Consider the following 15,907-nt stretch of genomic DNA (forward strand, 5'->3'; position numbering starts at 1 on the left):
GTTCCTCCCTGTTACGTGATGTCGCGCTTCTGGTTGACCAGCCAGCCGCCGACGAAGACCACCATCGTCCAGCCGAAGAAGATCAGCGCCGAGGCCCACCACGAGAATGCACCAGGCGCGCCGGCCGAGAACTGCAGGCCCCACACGGCCTCGTCCTGCAGCCCGGGGATCCGCACGCCCGCAGCACCGAACGCCTCGGCGCCGATCGCCCCGACGATGCCGTTCAGCGTGCCGTTCGGCAGCACTCCGCCCATCCAGGCGACGTTCTCCTGCCAGAGGCCGTAACTGATGAACACCCACACGTTCTCGATCAGCAGCATGTAGATGCTCAGCGTCACGACGCTGCCCGCCACACTCTTCCACAGCGCACCGACACCGACGCCGAACAGCGTCGCCAGCACGCCCGCGAGCAGCGACGTGCCGATCACGGCGAGCCACTGTCCGCTCGACGGCATGCGGGCGCCGTCGACGACGAACGCGATGCCGAGGCTCGCGGCGGCGGACACGGCCAGCCCGTACAGCGCACCCCAGATGCTGTAGGTGATCATCTTCGCGCCGAGTGCCATCGGGCGATTCGGGGCCGTCAAGAACGTCGTCGTGATCGTCTTCTTGCTGTACTCGCCGGCGACCGCCAGCACGCCGAGAATCACGGCGAACAGCAGGCCGACGTTGATGCCGTGGCCGATGGCGAGCAGGCCCATCGGGAGTTCGCCCGTCTCGATGCCGAGCGTCCGGGTGACCGTCAACGTGTCCTCGCTGTCGAGCACGTTGGCGAGCGAGTTGGTGAACGCACCCCAGCCGAGCGCGAACAGCAGCGACGCGAAGAACGCGGGGATGAGCAGCGCCCACCAGCTCTTCGTGGTGACGATCTTGCGCATCTCGGCCTTGATCAGGTTACCCATCACTGGCCACCTCCCCAGCCCTGCTGGCCCTGCTGGCCCGGCTGCTGGTAGCCCGGCGCCTGGTACGGATTCTGCGGCTGTCCCGGCTGCGGTCCCTGCTGGAAGCCGGGTGGCGGGCCCGGTGGTTGCTGCGGGGGTCCCGGAGGCTGCTGTTGCGGCGGAACGGGCTGCTGCGGAACGGGCTGCTGCGGAACGGGCTGCTGGGGCGGCAGCGGCCCTCCGGCGTACTGCGGGCTGGTCATCTGGAAGAACAGCTGCTCGAGGTCCGCCTTCTCCTCCTCCATGCCGTAGACCGCCACGCCCGCCTTTGCGGCGGCGTCACCGATCTGCTGCACGTTCGCGTTCGCCACGGCCACGCGGCCGTCGTGAGCGGGCTGCACCTCGCCGACGCCGGCTTCGCGCAGCGCGGTCACGAGCGCGTTCGCGTCGGCGGGCTGAACCAGTACCCGGGACTGCTGCGAGGCGCGCAGCTGTTCGAGCGGACCGTAGTAGCGCGTCATGCCCGCGCTGACGATCACGACCTGGTCGATCATCTGCTCCACTTCCGAGAGCAGGTGGCTCGAGACCAGCACCGTGCGGCCCTGCTTCGCGAACGACTGGAGGAACCCGCGCAGCCACGCGATGCCCTCCGGGTCCAGACCGTTGGACGGTTCGTCGAGCACCAGCACCTGCGGATCGCCGAGCAGCGCCGTCGCCAGCGACAGGCGCTGGCGCATACCGAGCGAGTAGCCGCCTGCCGGGCGGTCCGCCGCCGAGGCCAGGCCGACCAGTCCGAGCATCTCGTCCACGCGTTGATCCGGAACGCCGATCGCGGCCGCGTACACCCGCAGGTGGTTCCGCGCCGTGCGCTTCGCGTGGAAGCCCTCGTTCTCCAGTACCGACCCGACGACCCGCGCCGGGTTGCCGAGCTGGGTGTACGGGCGTCCGTTGATCGTTGCCGCACCCGATGTCGGTGTCACCAGTCCGAGCAGCATGCGCAGGGTCGTCGTCTTCCCTGCGCCGTTCGGCCCGAGGAACCCGGTCACCGAACCCGGTTCCACGGCGAAGCTCAGGTTCTGGACCGCCGGCACGGTCCCGAACTGTTTGGTGAGGTTCTGCACCGCGATGCGGCCACTGCCGTCGTGCATTGTCATCCCCTTTTGGTGCGCTGTGGCCCCTCCGACCGCGCTTGGCGTGCGGCCGCGCCGCGTGACGGTGATGCGCGTGCCTCATCCTCCCGGTGGATGAGGGCGTCCACTGCGCTCGCGGACACGGCGCCCGCCACTGTGGCGGTCGCCATCCTGCCGCATGCCGGGTGGGGCGGGTGGAGAGGTTGGCGATTCGCCGTTGTCACGCCAGGCAGGCACCCCGAAGATGGTGACTCTGTGTGCTGATATCGGGATTGACCGTGTGTTACGTCCAGGATTGCCGGAGCGTGACTACGCCTAGTGAACAAAAAACCTCAAAGGTTTACCTACCCCGGGGCGGCGAACCGCGGGGCGACGACTTAAGCTTGTACGTGGCGGCCCGCTCCCGGTGACCCCCAGGCTGGTTGAGCGGGCCGCCCCTAGTCGCGTGGCGCCTTCGCGCCGACACTCCCTCCGCCGCTCAACCTCGTGTTTTCCGGGGTCCGACCCCGGACCCGGCCGGAGGGGCTTCGCCCCCGGACCCCCGTAGGTCGGCGGGTTCGGGTTGGTGGGCGGGTGTCGGGGTGCCAGTTGCCGGCTCACTGCAAGTGACTCCGTCACTTTTCGAGCGAGGTCGGCCGGTTCGGGTGCATGCGGTCGGGGCCGGCGCCCGAGTGGACGCCGGCCCCGCGCTGTCGCTCCCGAGTTACAGGTCGGCCGAGTTACAGGTCGGCCGGGGTGTGGGTGAGGCCGTGAGCCGTCGCGACCGGAGCGTTCGTCAACGCGCCCGCGTGCGTGTTCAGGCCCTTCGCCAGGTTCGGATCCGCACGCAGCGCACCCTCCCAGCCGTCCTCGGCCAGCCGCAGCACGTACGGCAACGTCACGTTCGTCAGGCCGTACGTCGACGTCCTGGGAACCGCCCCGGGCATGTTGGCCACGCAGTAGAACACCGAGTCGTGAACCCGGTAGGTCGGCTCGTCGTGCGTGGTCGGACGCGAATCGGCGAAGCACCCGCCCTGGTCGATCGAGATGTCCACCAGCACGCTGCCCGGCTTCATCCGCGACACGAGATCGTTCGACACCAGCTTCGGTGCCTTCGCTCCCGCCACCAGCACGGCGCCGACCACGAGGTCTGCCTCCAGCACGGCCTGCTCGAGCGAGAACGCGTTCGACGTCACCGTGCGGATCCGGCCGCCGAAGTCGCTGTCGATCTGCCGCAGCCGGTCCACGTTCGTGTCCAGCACCTCGACGTCGGCGCCCAGGCCCAGCGCGATGCGCGCCGCGTTCAGGCCCGCTACACCGCCGCCGATCACGACCACGCGCGCCGGGTGCACCCCGGGGATGCCGCCGATCAGCATGCCCCGGCCGCCACCGGGCTGCATCAGCGAGTACGCACCCACCTGCGGAGCCAGCCTGCCCGCCACCTCCGACATCGGAGCCAGCAGCGGCAGCGACCCGTTGGGCAGCTGCACCGTCTCGTACGCGACGGACGTCGTGCCCGCGGCCATCAGCGCTTCGGTCAGACCCCGGTCCGCAGCCAGGTGCAGGTAGGTGAACAGCACTTGGTTCGACCGCAGCCTGCCGTACTCCTCGCTGATCGGCTCCTTGACCTTGAGCACGATGTCGCCCTCGGACCACGTGTCGTCGGCCGTCGGCAGAATCTTCGCGCCCGCCGACACGAACTCCTCGTCCCTGATCGCCGAGCCGAGTCCGGCGCCCGTTTCCACGTAGACCTCCTGACCGCGAGCGGTCAGCTCGTGAGCCCCCGCGGGGGTCAGTGCGACCCGGTACTCGTGCTTCTTGACTTCCTTAGGGACGGCGATGCGCACGGCTTCCTCCTCGGTGGCGGGCGCCCGCCGGTCAGGCAGGCGCACGTCGGTCCTCATCCTTGTGGGGAATGGTGTCTCCGACCACGGTGAACCACCCGGACGGCGGTGTCATCGTGCTGAGCGAACAATCATCGGCCGGAATGATGGTTCCCTGATGACAAGCCGTTGACCTCCAGTCGACTCGAGATCACAGGCTGGTCGGCATGCGAGTGGTGTGGTGGACGAAGCAGGGCGGGCCGGCGGTGCTGCAGCCGGGCGAGGCAGCCGTTCCGGCGCCGGGACGCGGTGAGGTGCTGATCGACGTGGAATACGCGGGCATCACCTTCGTCGAGACGCAGTTGCGCGCAGGGCGCGGCCCCTTCGCGTGGGAACCGCCGCTCATCCCGGGTAACGGGGTCGGCGGCGTGGTGTCGCGGACCGGCGGCGGAGTCGACCCCGCGCTCGTCGGTACCCGGGTGGTGAGCGGTCTGTCGGGCAGCGGTGGCTACGCCGAGCACGCGGTCGCCGCGGCGGATCGGCTCCTGCCCGTGCCCGACGGTCTGGCGATGGCGGACGCCGTGGCCGTCCTCGCCGACGGGCGTACCGCGATGCTGCTGCACCGGGCGGCGACGCCGCGTCCGGGGGAGCGGGTGCTCGTCGAAGCGGCTACGGGTGGCGTGGGCAGTCTGCTGGTGCAGCTCGCCGCGCATGCGGGCGCGAGCGTGACGGCCGCGGTGGGCGGTGAGCGCAAACGTCTCCTCGCTCGTGACGCGGGCGCCGCCCACGCCGTGGACTATCGCGATCCACGATGGCCGGACCAGGTGCGGGAACTCGCCGGTGGGATGGACGTCGTCTACGACGGGGTCGGCGGGGACATCGGACGGGCGGCGTTCGGCCTGCTCGCTCCGGGCGGCCGGATGCTCGTGCACGGCATGGCGAGCGGAGCCATGACCGACATTCCACCGGACGAGGCCGAGGCGCGCGGAGTCACCGTCACGGGCGGGCTCGACGCCACCCCGGAGACGATGCACGCGTGTGCGCGGGACGCGCTCGCGGAGACGGCGGAGGGACGACTGCACCCCCGGGTCGGCGCCGTCTATCCGCTGGAACGCGCGGCCGATGCGCACGCCGCGATCGACGAGCGGACGACGGTGGGCAAGACGCTGCTCGCCGTGGATTCGTGACCGCCTCGCCGCCGGGCCCGGCCGTGGTGATCACGACCAGCGCAGGGTGAGCAGTTGCGCGACGAGGGCCAGCCGCACGTCGGCGTCGTCGAGGTCGAGGCCGGCGAGGTCGAGCAGCTTGCGCATCCGGTACCGCAGCGTGTTGGGGTGCACCTGCAGGGCCGCGGCCGCGCTGCGTGGATCGCCGGGGTGGCGCAGCCAGTGGTAGAGCGTGTCGACGTACGCGGTTCCCTGTTCCTGGTCGTGTTCGAGCAGCGTGCGGAGCGGGCCGAGGCCGGTCACGTTCGCGCCGCGGGCGGCGGTGGCGGTGCGGTGCAGCGTGAGCGGGGTCCACACCTCGTCGAACGTGACGGTGCGCCCCGGCACGATGCCCGACCGCAGCAGGCCCAGTGCCTCGTCCGCCTCGGCGCGGGAGGCGGGTAGCTCGCCCAGCTCGTAGGCACCGCCTGCGGCCGCGTGGAGCTCACCGGCCTTCGGCCCGGCCTGCATCTCGTCGAGCGCCGACCGCAGTTGCGGCCAGGCCCCCGATCCTCCGGCCTCCGGTACGACCGCGTACAGCAGGCCCGCGTGCTCGGCAGCGACGGGCTGTCTGCCGATTCCCTGCGACAGTCGTTCGAGCAATGCCAGGCGCATGCCCTCGCCGTCGAGCGTGTCCCCGCCGGGCGTGTCGATGACGACGACGCGATGCGGCTGCTCGGTCAGGCCCAGTTCCGCGACGGCCTTGCGTGGTCCGGCTTCGCCGTGCAGCAGTGCCCGCAGCAGTTCGGCGGAGGCGCGGCGACGGACGTCGGCGTGGGCGCGGCGCCGGAGCAGGTGCAGCGCCACGACCGGAGCGGTGTCGGCGAACGCGGCGGCCCGCTCGTCGGGAACGGGGCCGTCGACGACGGCCCACATCGACCCGAGCAGCTCGCCGCCCATGCGCACCGGAGCGATGAGCCGCGGCAGGGTGCCGTCCTTCTGGCCCGGTACGAAGATCGTCTGCCTGCCGCGTGTGAGGTCCCGGAACACGCCGCGGGAGCGGAACCGCGCGAGCACGTCGTCGGGGATGCGCCTGCCGACGATCGTGGCCACGCGTGCCGGGTCGGTGAGGTCCTGCCGCGCGGAGTAGGCCAGCACGCGCGAGTTGGTGTCCTCGATCGTCACGGGCGCGTCGACGACCGAGGCGACCGCGTCGGCGAGCCGGAACAGATCGCCCGCCGCCGGGTCCGCTTCGGGCGCGTTGGACTCGTCGGAATCGTCGGACTCGGCGTCGAGCACGGTGCGCAGCAGCCACACGAGCTGGGCCCACGCGGTCGCCTCGTGGACCTCGACCAGGCCGATGCCCGCACGTCTGGCGGCTCCGCGGACGGTGGTGTGCTGCGCGATCGGCGCTTTGACGAGTACCGCTGTCGCCCCGCGTCCCGCGGCGTCCTTCACCAGTGCCACGGCCGAGTCGCCGTCCGGTACGGCGACGCCGAGCACGAGATCCCCCGTGCCCGGCACGGTCGCCGCGGCGGGCTCGGCGATGACGACGTCGGTGACCGCGGTGGTCTCGTCGGGCAGGTGCAGCGCGTGCAGTAGCGTCGGGCCGACGCGGTCGACCACCGTCCGGACGGTGATCATCGGTTGCCGGACGTGCTGCTCGTCATGGGTGGCGAGCATACCGGCAGAGACCGAACCGATGCCCGCGCCGACCCGGTGGCGGCCCTGCAGCATCGGCACCTCGGCACCTCGGCACCTCGGCACCGCGGCACCGCGGCACCTCGGTATCTCGGCACCTCGGTATCTCGGCACCGCGGAGCAGTCAGTCGAGCAGAGCCTCGGCGATCCACGATTCGACGGGCAGGTCGCGTTCCAGGCACGCGGTCGAGAGCCGCATGGTCCAGCGCAATGCCTGCACGACGAGGCTCTCCACCTCGTCCGGCGAGGCGTTGGCGAGCGCGATCTCCAGCTGCTGCCGGGCGTCGTCGGTGTTGCCGTGCACTTCGGCGAGCAGCGTGCGGACCGCGGTGCGCACGGGCGGCTCGGCGTCGTCGATCGCGACCTCTTCGCCCTCGGAGTCGAAGACCTGCACCTTGACGGGTGCGGCACCGCCGTCGCCGAGGGTCGTGACCATCTCGCTGCAGGTGCCGAACAGCAGCAACATGAGCGCGCGCGTGTCGTCGGCGGCGAGCGCTTCGAGCGCTGCCGCTTCGATGGCACCGGCGTCGTCGCCCAGCCGCATGGCCAGCAGCGCCCGCTGGGCGGTTTCGACGAGCCGTGACGGCGTCCCTTCCTCGTGCACGGATGTCATCAAACACCAGATGTGCCGTGATCGTCGTGCGCCCGCAGGGGTGATGATCACCGCAGGGCCGTTACGAGCGGTGCTACTTCGCCGCGTAGAGCGCACCGAGTGCGAGGCGGGTGAGCAGTTCGGCCAGGTCGTCGCCGGGGAGGTGCCGGTTGTGCGGAGTCGAGTTGATGAGGCCGAACACGGCGTGCGCCGCGGACCGGGCGTGGGGTTCATCCAGGCGGGGGACGGTCGCGCGCAGTGCCGTCACCCATACTTCGACGTACTGCCGCTGCAGCCGGCGCACGCGCCTGCGGTCCTCGTCGCCGAGGCTCGCCAGACTGCGTTCGTGGACGGTGATCAGCGCGGGCTGCTGCAGCGCGAAGTCGACGTGGAACCGGACGAGACCGGTGAGGATGTCGTCGGCGTCGCCGACACGCCGGATGCGTTCGGTGCCGCCCGCGAGGAGGTATTCGCTGATGCCGGTGAGCATTTCGCCCAACATGGCATCCTTGCTGCGGAAGTGGCGGTAGAGTGCCGGGCCGGTGATTCCGACGGCCGCGCCGATGTCGTCTATCCCGACGCCACGGAAGCCGTGCTGGGCGAACAGTTCCGCTGCCGCGGCCAGGATCTGATCCCGCCGGGACGGTTTCCCGTCGCCGGACGGTGGCGCTGCGCTGGGAATCATGGTGTCACTGTACGGGACGAAGTTAGTGAACGCTAACCTCGCTCCGAACTTTCGGTTTGAACCATGCGTGGTAAATCGGGAGGTTTCTCTCCTTTCCGGACCGTTGTCGCTGGTATTCGTCACCAGCGGTCAACGGCACACGGAAAGGCGGCTACGCATGGTCAGAGGTTCCCGTATCGCCGGCACGGTGGCAATCGCTTCGCTGGTACTGGTCGGCGGCGCGGCCACGGCAGGAGCGGTCGAAGCGACCACCCACGACAACCCGACCACCTACGACAACTACGTCGCCCTCGGCGACTCCTACGCCAGCGGCGTCGGCGCAGGCGAGTACGGCGATTCGGGCGACTGCAAGCGCAGCGCGAACGCCTACCCCCAGCTCTACGCGGACGCGGGCGGCATCGGCGATTTCCGGTCGGTGGCCTGTCTGGGTGCGAACACGCATGATGTGCGCGCACAGGCCGATTCGCTCTCCGCCGACACCGATCTCGTCACGCTGTCGGTCGGCGGCAACGACGCCGGGTTCGTCGACGTCATGATCGACTGCACGACGAGTTTCGATCAGGGTTGTATCGACCGGGTCGACGAGGCGAAGGAGTTCGCCGACACGACGCTGCCCGGCCTGTTGGACGGGGTGTACGACGAGATCAGGGCGAACGCGCCGGACGCCGAGGTGTTCGTCTTCGGCTACCCGCGCTTCTACGAGATCGACGGATCGTGCAACGCGGGCCTGAGCGACACCAAGCGTGCGGCCATCAACTCCGGTGCCGACGCCCTCGCGGAGACGATTTCGGAGCGTGCTCGGGCTGCGGGCTTCACGTTCGTGGATGTGCGCGACGATTTCGCCGGTCACGAGATCTGCTCCGACGACTGGTGGATGCGCAGTGTGACGTGGCCGATCGACGAGTCCTACCACCCGACCGCCACGGGTCATGAGCTCGGCTATCTGCCCGCGCTGCAGGCGGCGGCGGGCTGACTTCGACCGCGTGCGGATTTCCTCCCCGAATGCCTGGACCTCAGGGTTAGTAACCTCTAACATCAGAGGCGGTGTTAACGGCTGCTAACCCTGAGGTGTGTCATGGATGGTCCGGCGCTCGCCAGTCACGCTGACCCGAACAGCGAGGCTTACTCCCGCAATGTCGCAGGACACGGTGAGTTGGTCGAAGATCTACGCAAGCGGCTTGCCGCGGCCCGGCTGGGCGGCCCGGAGAAGGCGCGCTCCCGGCATGTGGAACGCGGCAAGCTGTTGCCGCGCGATCGGGTCGATGCGCTGCTCGACCCGGGATCGGCGTTCCTCGAACTCTCACCGCTCGCCGCGACCGGGCTCTACGACGACGAGGCGCCCGCCGCCGGCATCATCGCCGGTATCGGCCGTGTCTCCGGGCGCGAGTGTGTGATCGTCGCCAACGACGCGACGGTCAAGGGCGGCACGTACTACCCGATGACGGTCAAGAAGCACCTGCGCGCGCAGGAAGTGGCGCTGCACAACAACCTGCCGTGCCTCTACCTCGTCGACTCCGGTGGGGCGTTCCTTCCGCGGCAGGACGAGGTGTTCCCCGATCGCGAGCACTTCGGCCGCATCTTCTACAACCAGGCCACGATGTCGGCGCGCGGTATCCCGCAGATCGCCGCGGTCCTCGGCTCGTGCACGGCCGGCGGCGCCTACGTCCCGGCGATGAGCGACGAGGCGGTGATCGTGCGCAGCCAGGGCACGATCTTCCTCGGTGGGCCGCCGCTGGTGAAGGCCGCAACCGGCGAGGTCGTCACGGCCGAGGAGCTGGGCGGCGGGGACGTCCACTCGCGACAGTCCGGCGTCACCGACCATCTCGCGGCCGACGACGCCGACGCGCTGCGGATCGTGCGCTCGATCGTCTCCACCCTGGGACCACGGGAACCGGAGCCGTGGGACATCGAGCCCGTCGAGGAGCCCGCCGCCGATCCGGGCGAGCTCTACGGCGTTGTGCCCACCGATTCGCGCACGCCGTACGACGTGCGCGAGGTGATCGCCCGCGTCGTCGACGGCAGCAGGTTCGCCGAGTTCAAGAAGGACTACGGCACGACCCTGGTCACCGGTTTCGCCCGGATCCACGGGCACCCGGTCGGCATCATCGCCAACAACGGGGTGCTGTTCGCCGAGTCGGCGATGAAGGGCGCCCACTTCATCGAACTGTGCGACAAGCGCTCGATCCCGCTCGTGTTCCTGCAGAACATCACGGGCTTCATGGTCGGAAAGGACTACGAGGCGGGCGGGATCGCCAAACACGGCGCGAAGATGGTGACCGCGGTGGCGTGCGCGCGCGTCCCGAAGTTCACCGTGATCATCGGCGGCTCCTTCGGCGCAGGCAACTACTCGATGTGCGGGCGCGCGTACTCGCCACGGTTCCTGTGGATGTGGCCGAACGCGCGCATCTCGGTGATGGGCGGCGAGCAGGCCGCCTCGGTGCTCTCGACCGTCCGGCGGGACACCATCGAGGGACGCGGCGAGGAGTGGTCCGCCGCCGACGAGGAGTCGTTCAAGGAGCCGATCCGCGAGCAGTACGAGGAGCAGGGCAACCCGTACTACTCGACCGCGCGGCTGTGGGACGACGGGGTCATCGACCCCGCCGACACCAGGACGGTGCTCGGCCTGGCGTTGTCGGCGTCGGCCAACGCACCGCTGGAGCCCGTCGGCTACGGCGTCTTCCGGATGTGAGGACCGCCGATCGCCGGGTGGGCCGGGCCGCGCGGAGCTGCGCGGAAGGTGGCCCGCAGCCGCGCGGCGCAGGCGAGCTCACCACCGGTGGCGACGGGTCGCCGGGGTGCACGGCTCGCACTCTGAACAAGGCATTGTGAGAGAGGACGGTTCGACAGACATGTTCGACACGGTTCTGGTTGCCAACCGCGGGGAGATCGCCGTCCGCGTCATCGCCACGTTGCGGCGCATGGGTATCCGGTCGGTGGCGGTCTACAGCGACGCCGATGCCGACGCCCGGCACACCCGCGAGGCGGACGTGGCCGTGCGCATCGGCCCGGCGGAGGCGGCCCGTAGCTATCTGTCCGTTCCGGACGTCGTGAAGGCCGCCGTCGACACCGGTGCGCAGGCGGTGCACCCCGGTTACGGCTTCCTCGCGGAGAACGCCGAGTTCGCGGCCGCCTGCGCCGGCGCGGGCATCGTGTTCATCGGCCCTCCGACCTCGGCGATCGACGCCATGGGCGACAAGATCCGCGCGAAGGCCACGGTGTCGGCCGCGGGCGTTCCCGTTGTCCCCGGCAAGTCCGACGTGGTCGACTACGCCGAGGCAGCCGATGAGGTGGGCTATCCGGTGCTGCTCAAGCCGTCCGCCGGTGGCGGCGGCAAGGGGATGCGCCTGGTCGCCGAGCCCGGGCAGTTGGCGGACGCGGTCGAGGCGGCGCAGCGCGAGGCGCGTGGCGCCTTCGGCGACGACCGGCTGTTGCTGGAGCGCTTTGTCGACACGCCCCGGCACATCGAGATCCAGGTGCTGGCCGACGCGCACGGCACGGTGCTGCACCTCGGCGAACGTGAGTGCAGTCTGCAGCGCAGGCACCAGAAGATCGTCGAGGAGGCTCCGTCGCCGCTGCTGGACGTCGATGCCCGGGAACGCATGGGCGCGTCCGCGGCCGAGGCGGCGCGGGCGGTCGGTTACGTCGGCGCGGGCACCGTCGAGTTCATCGTGTCGGCGACCAACCCCGACGAGTTCTTCTTCATGGAGATGAATACCCGGCTGCAGGTGGAGCACCCCGTGACCGAGCAGGTCACGGGTGTGGATCTCGTCGAACGGCAGGTGCGGGTGGCTGCGGGCGAGCCGCTCACGATCGGCCAGGACGACGTGCGCTTCGACGGGCATGCCGTGGAGGCGCGGGTCTACGCCGAGGACCCCGCGCGGGGCTTCATTCCCACCGGCGGCACCGTGCTGGGGCTCACCGAGCCGGCCGGGCCGCACGTGCGGGTGGACTCCGGCCTCGCCGAAGGCACCCGGGTCGGGTCGGACTACGACCCGATGCTGGCCAAGGTCATCGCGTGGGGGCCTGATCGGGCGTCGGCGCTGCACCGGCTCGATCGGGCACTGGCCGGAACCGCGGTCCTCGGGCTGCAGACCAATGTGGAGTTCCTGCGGCGGCTCGTGTCCGATGCGGACGTCCGGTCGGGGAATCTCGACACCGGCATGGTGGAGCGGAAACTGGAGGAGCTCACCGATTCCGTTGTGGCGGAAGAGTTCTTCGTCGCCGCGGCCCTCGACCGGTTGCTCGCGCTGGAACCCGCGGGCCCGGTCGTCGACCCGTGGGACGTGCCGAGCGGCTGGCGGATGGGGGCGGCAGCCGGGGTGACGTTCCTGCTGCGTGCGGGCGAGACCGAACGGCTGGTGCGGGTCGAAGGCCCGGCGTCCGGTGCGCGGGTCACCGTCGGTGACGCCGAACCGGTCGAGGCTTCGGCACGCCGTCTCACCGGCGGGATCGATGTCCACTGTGGATCGCAGTATCGGCGGTACGTACGCGCGCAGGCGCCCGACGGGACCGTGTGGCTGAGCCACGACGGCGTCGGAGTGGCGGTCGGGGAGCGGCCGAACCTGCTGGCCCCGCGTGCCGAGGACGTCGACGCGGGACCCGTGACGAGTCCCATGCCGGGCACCGTGCTCGTCGTCAAGGCCGCCCAGGGCGATGCGGTCGCGGCCGGTGCGCCGTTGCTGGTCGTCGAGGCGATGAAGATGGAGCACACGATCACCGCGCCGGTCGACGGCGTCGTCACCGAACTCCCCGTGCGGGCGGGCCAACAGGTCGCGCTCGACGAGAAACTGGCACTGGTTACCCCTCAGGAGCAGACATCATGATCGACTTCCGGCTCGACGACGAGTACGAAGCGCTGCGCAAGACCGTTCACGACTTCGCCCAGTCCGAGGTCAAGCCCGTGATCGGGGACTTCTACATCCGGGAGGAGTTTCCGTACGAGATCGTCGCGAAGATGGGCGAGATGGGCCTGTTCGGCCTGCCGATCGCCGAGGAGTACGGCGGTATGGGCGGCGACTACTTCGCGCTGTGCCTCGCGCTCGAGGAGCTCGCCCGGGTTGACTCCTCGGTGGCGGTCACGGTCGAGGCGGGTGTGTCGCTGGGTGCGATGCCGATCTACCGGTTCGGCACCGAGGAGCAGAAGCGCCGCTGGCTGCCGTCGCTGTGCACCGGCGAGGCGCTCGGTGCGTTCGGGCTGACCGAACCGGACGGCGGTTCGGACGCCGGTGCGACCAAAACCCGCGCCACGGTCGACGGAGACCAGTGGGTCATCAACGGCAGCAAGTCGTTCATCACCAACTCCGGTACCGACATCACGAGCGTCGTCACGGTCACGGCCGTCACGGGCACGAACCCCGACGGCAGCAAGGAGATCTCGGCGATCCTCGTGCCCTCCGGTACGCCGGGCTTCACGGTGGCGCCGAAGTACTCGAAGGTCGGCTGGAACGCGTCCGACACCCACGAGCTGGCGTTCGACGACTGCCGCGTGCCGGTGGACAACCTCGTCGGCGAGCGCGGCCGCGGGTACGCGCAGTTCCTGCGGATCCTCGACGAGGGCCGCATCGCGATCGCGGCGCTGAGCGTCGGTCTGGCGCAGGGATGCATCGACGAGTGCCTGCGCTACGTGGACGAGCGGGAGGCGTTCGGCAACAAAATCGGCGCGTACCAGGCGATGCAGTTCAAGATCGCCGACATGCAGGCCCGGGTGCACACCGCGCGGCTGGCCTATTACCAGGCGGCTGCGAAGATGCTGCGCGGCGAGCGGTTCAAGCAGGAGGCGGCGATCGCCAAGCTCGCCTCGTCGAACGCCGCGATGGACAATGCGCGGGATGCGACGCAGATCTTCGGTGGCTACGGGTTCATGAACGAGTTCCCGGTCGGCCGGTTCTACCGGGATGCCAAGATCCTCGAGGTCGGCGAGGGGACGAGTGAGGTGCAGCGGATGCTGATCGCTCGTGAGCTCGGCCTGAAGTGACGGCGGGTGGACCTGTCGCCACCTCCGGATTGCCGTGATAAGAATACCGGTATAAGTATTCGCAGCGGCGATCGGGCGCGGGCCCGTGGTGGAGGAAGCAGGCGATGGTTGAGCTGAAGACCCCCGGCGAGATCGAGGCGATGAACGTGACCGGCACGTTCGTCGCCGAGGTGCTCGGCGATCTGGCGCAGCGGGCCGAACCCGGTGTCAACCTGCTCGACCTCGAGCATCGCGCCCGCGACATGGTCAAGCACCGCGGCGCCGAGTCCTGCTACTGGGACTACGCGCCGTCGTTCGGCAAGGGGCCGTTCCGCAACGTCATCTGCCTCGCGGTCAACGACGCCGTGCTGCACGGTCTGCCGCACGACTACGAGTTACGGGACGGCGACCTGCTGACGATGGACATGGCCGTCTCGATCGACGGCTGGGTGGCCGATTCGGCACGCACCGTGATCGTCGGCACGCCGCGGCCCGGTGACGTGGGGCGCGGCGACGTGCGGCTCGTCGAGGCGACCGAACGCGCACTGGACGAGGCGATCGCGGCCGCCCGGCTGGGCAACCGCCTCGGTGACGTCTCGGCGGCCGTCGGGGAGGTCGCGTCGCGGTACGGCTACCCGGTCAACACCGAGTTCGGCGGACACGGTCTCGGCCGCACGATGCACGAGGAACCGCATGTGCCCAACGTGGGCCGTCCCGGCAGGGGAATGCCGCTGCGCGCGGGGCTGACCATCGCGATCGAGCCGTGGTTCGCAGCCGGCACCGATCGCATCGTCTACGACCCGGACGGGTGGACGATCCGCTCGGCCGACGGGTCGCGCACCGCGCACAGTGAGCACACGATCGCGATCACCGAAGACGGGCCGCGTATTCTGACGCTCACGAGCTGAACCCGAGCCGGCTGGAGGTCCTGGTGCTCCCGATTCCGTCTCAGCTGGCGTCGATGGCGGCGAATGTCACCGACAAGGTCGCCAAGGGCGGCGTCGCGGACCTCCGGCCGGTGCCGCGGGTGCTGATCGACCGCGGCCCGAACCGCTCGGTCTACCGGATGACCGGGCAGCAGGCGCCCGCGTCGGGCGACCCGGTGCTGCTCGTGCCACCGCTGGCCGCACCCGCGCTGTGCTTCGACCTGCGGCGCGGCTGCAGCCTCGCCGAGCACCTCGCCGACGCGGGCAGGCGCACCTATCTCGTCGACTACGGCAGTGTCGCGTTCGCCGACCGCAATCTGGGCATCGAGCACTGGATCGACGACGTCCTGCCGCGCACGATCCGCAAGGTCAGCGAGGACGCGGGCGGCAGGCCCGTGCACGTCGTCGCGTGGTGCCTCGGCGGCATCTTCTCCGTGCTGACGGCCGCCGACCGGCCCGAACTGCCGATCGCGTCGCTGACCACGATCGCCTCGCCGTTCGACTACACCGCGATCCCGCTGGTGGCGCCGCTGCGGCCGCTCGTGGAGTTCACCGGCGGGCACATCCTCACGCCGTTCTACCGCATGTTCGGCGGTGCGCCGTCGGCCGTGGTGACGCAGGTGTTCCGCGCGACCGGGATCGAGAAGGAGATCACCAAGCCGCTCGCCGTGCTGCGCAACCTCGACGATCGCGACTACCTGGCACAGATCGAGGCGGTCGACCATTTCATGGCCAACATGCTCGCCTACCCGGGGCGCACGTTCGGGCAGATCTACCACCGGTTCTTCCGTGCGAACGACCTGTCCGCGGGCACGTTCGCACTCGACGGACGCACGATCTCCCTGTCCAAGCTGGACATCCCGACGCTCGTCATCGCGGGCGAGAACGACAGCATCGCGCCGCGCGGTGCCGTGGAGCGGCTGGTGGGACTGCTCGAGAACGCCCCGGAGGCGCGCTTCCACGTCGCACCCGGGGGTCACCTCGGCGTGCTCACCGGACGGCGCGCACGCACCACGACGTGGCACCACATCGACGAGTTCGTCGACGAGCATTCGAGCCCGCGGTAGGACGAACCGTCACTCCGGCACGTGG

Annotated in this window: 13 protein-coding genes; 7 read left to right on the forward strand and 6 right to left on the reverse strand. The window is 70.0% G+C overall.

The features are described from left to right. Positions 1-11 precede the first annotated feature (11 nt). The 3 genes from LY41_RS09830 to ald form a co-directional block, all read right to left on the reverse strand. On the reverse strand, positions 12-902 hold the full coding sequence (locus LY41_RS09830; protein WP_253863559.1) for an ABC-2 transporter permease: 891 nt from the start codon (positions 900-902) through the stop codon (positions 12-14). Continuing rightward, complete coding sequence (locus tag LY41_RS09835; protein WP_253864070.1) at positions 902-2,029, reverse strand: ABC transporter ATP-binding protein; 1,128 nt, start codon at positions 2,027-2,029, stop codon at positions 902-904. Before LY41_RS09835 ends, LY41_RS09830 begins: the two co-directional genes overlap by 1 nt. A 701-nt stretch (positions 2,030-2,730) precedes the next feature. Beyond that, on the reverse strand, positions 2,731-3,837 hold the full coding sequence (gene ald, locus LY41_RS09840; RefSeq protein ID WP_253864071.1) for an alanine dehydrogenase: 1,107 nt from the start codon (positions 3,835-3,837) through the stop codon (positions 2,731-2,733). Positions 3,838-4,040: 203 nt separating this feature from the next. On the opposite strand from ald, the gene LY41_RS09845 reads away from it, so the two are divergent. Further along, positions 4,041-5,000, forward strand: coding sequence for a zinc-binding dehydrogenase (locus tag LY41_RS09845; RefSeq protein WP_253863560.1), 960 nt, complete (start codon positions 4,041-4,043; stop codon positions 4,998-5,000). Positions 5,001-5,030: 30 nt separating this feature from the next. Here the strand turns inward: LY41_RS09845 and LY41_RS09850 are convergent, their stop codons facing one another. The 3 genes from LY41_RS09850 to LY41_RS09860 all read right to left on the reverse strand — a co-directional run bounded on the left by LY41_RS09850 (position 5,031) and on the right by LY41_RS09860 (position 7,936). Beyond that, positions 5,031-6,602 (reverse strand): PucR family transcriptional regulator, encoded by a 1,572-nt coding sequence (locus LY41_RS09850; protein WP_253864072.1) that lies wholly within the window; start codon positions 6,600-6,602, stop codon positions 5,031-5,033. 181 nt (positions 6,603-6,783) lie between these two features. Then, entirely contained in the window at positions 6,784-7,272 is a 489-nt protein-coding gene (locus LY41_RS09855; protein WP_253863561.1) for a hypothetical protein, read from the reverse strand. A gap of 73 nt (positions 7,273-7,345) precedes the next feature. Further along, positions 7,346-7,936, reverse strand: coding sequence for an SACE_7040 family transcriptional regulator (locus LY41_RS09860; RefSeq protein ID WP_253863562.1), 591 nt, complete (start codon positions 7,934-7,936; stop codon positions 7,346-7,348). A gap of 157 nt (positions 7,937-8,093) precedes the next feature. On the opposite strand from LY41_RS09860, the gene LY41_RS09865 reads away from it, so the two are divergent. The 6 genes from LY41_RS09865 to LY41_RS09890 all read left to right on the forward strand — a co-directional run bounded on the left by LY41_RS09865 (position 8,094) and on the right by LY41_RS09890 (position 15,882). After that, a complete protein-coding gene (locus LY41_RS09865) occupies positions 8,094-8,909 on the forward strand; it encodes an SGNH/GDSL hydrolase family protein (RefSeq protein ID WP_253863563.1) in 816 nt (271 codons plus the stop codon). Between the two features lie 102 nt (positions 8,910-9,011). Continuing rightward, positions 9,012-10,625 (forward strand): carboxyl transferase domain-containing protein, encoded by a 1,614-nt coding sequence (locus LY41_RS09870; protein WP_253863564.1) that lies wholly within the window; start codon positions 9,012-9,014, stop codon positions 10,623-10,625. Between the two features lie 160 nt (positions 10,626-10,785). Beyond that, the gene (locus LY41_RS09875; protein WP_253863565.1) at positions 10,786-12,759 is read left to right on the forward strand and encodes an acetyl/propionyl/methylcrotonyl-CoA carboxylase subunit alpha; all 1,974 of its coding nucleotides are present in this window, start codon (positions 10,786-10,788) and stop codon (positions 12,757-12,759) included. Further along, the gene (locus LY41_RS09880) at positions 12,756-13,910 is read left to right on the forward strand and encodes an acyl-CoA dehydrogenase family protein (RefSeq protein WP_253863566.1); all 1,155 of its coding nucleotides are present in this window, start codon (positions 12,756-12,758) and stop codon (positions 13,908-13,910) included. The genes LY41_RS09875 and LY41_RS09880 overlap by 4 nt, the downstream gene beginning before the upstream one ends. 104 nt (positions 13,911-14,014) lie before the next feature. Continuing rightward, a complete protein-coding gene (map, locus tag LY41_RS09885; protein WP_253863567.1) occupies positions 14,015-14,797 on the forward strand; it encodes a type I methionyl aminopeptidase in 783 nt (260 codons plus the stop codon). Positions 14,798-14,850: 53 nt separating this feature from the next. After that, positions 14,851-15,882: an alpha/beta fold hydrolase gene (locus tag LY41_RS09890; protein WP_372493178.1), complete on the forward strand. Its 1,032-nt coding sequence runs from the start codon at positions 14,851-14,853 to the stop codon at positions 15,880-15,882. The last annotated feature ends 25 nt before the right edge of the window (positions 15,883-15,907 follow it).

The organism is Prauserella halophila, from assembly GCF_024171895.1.
Classification (GTDB): domain Bacteria; phylum Actinomycetota; class Actinomycetes; order Mycobacteriales; family Pseudonocardiaceae; genus Prauserella; species Prauserella halophila.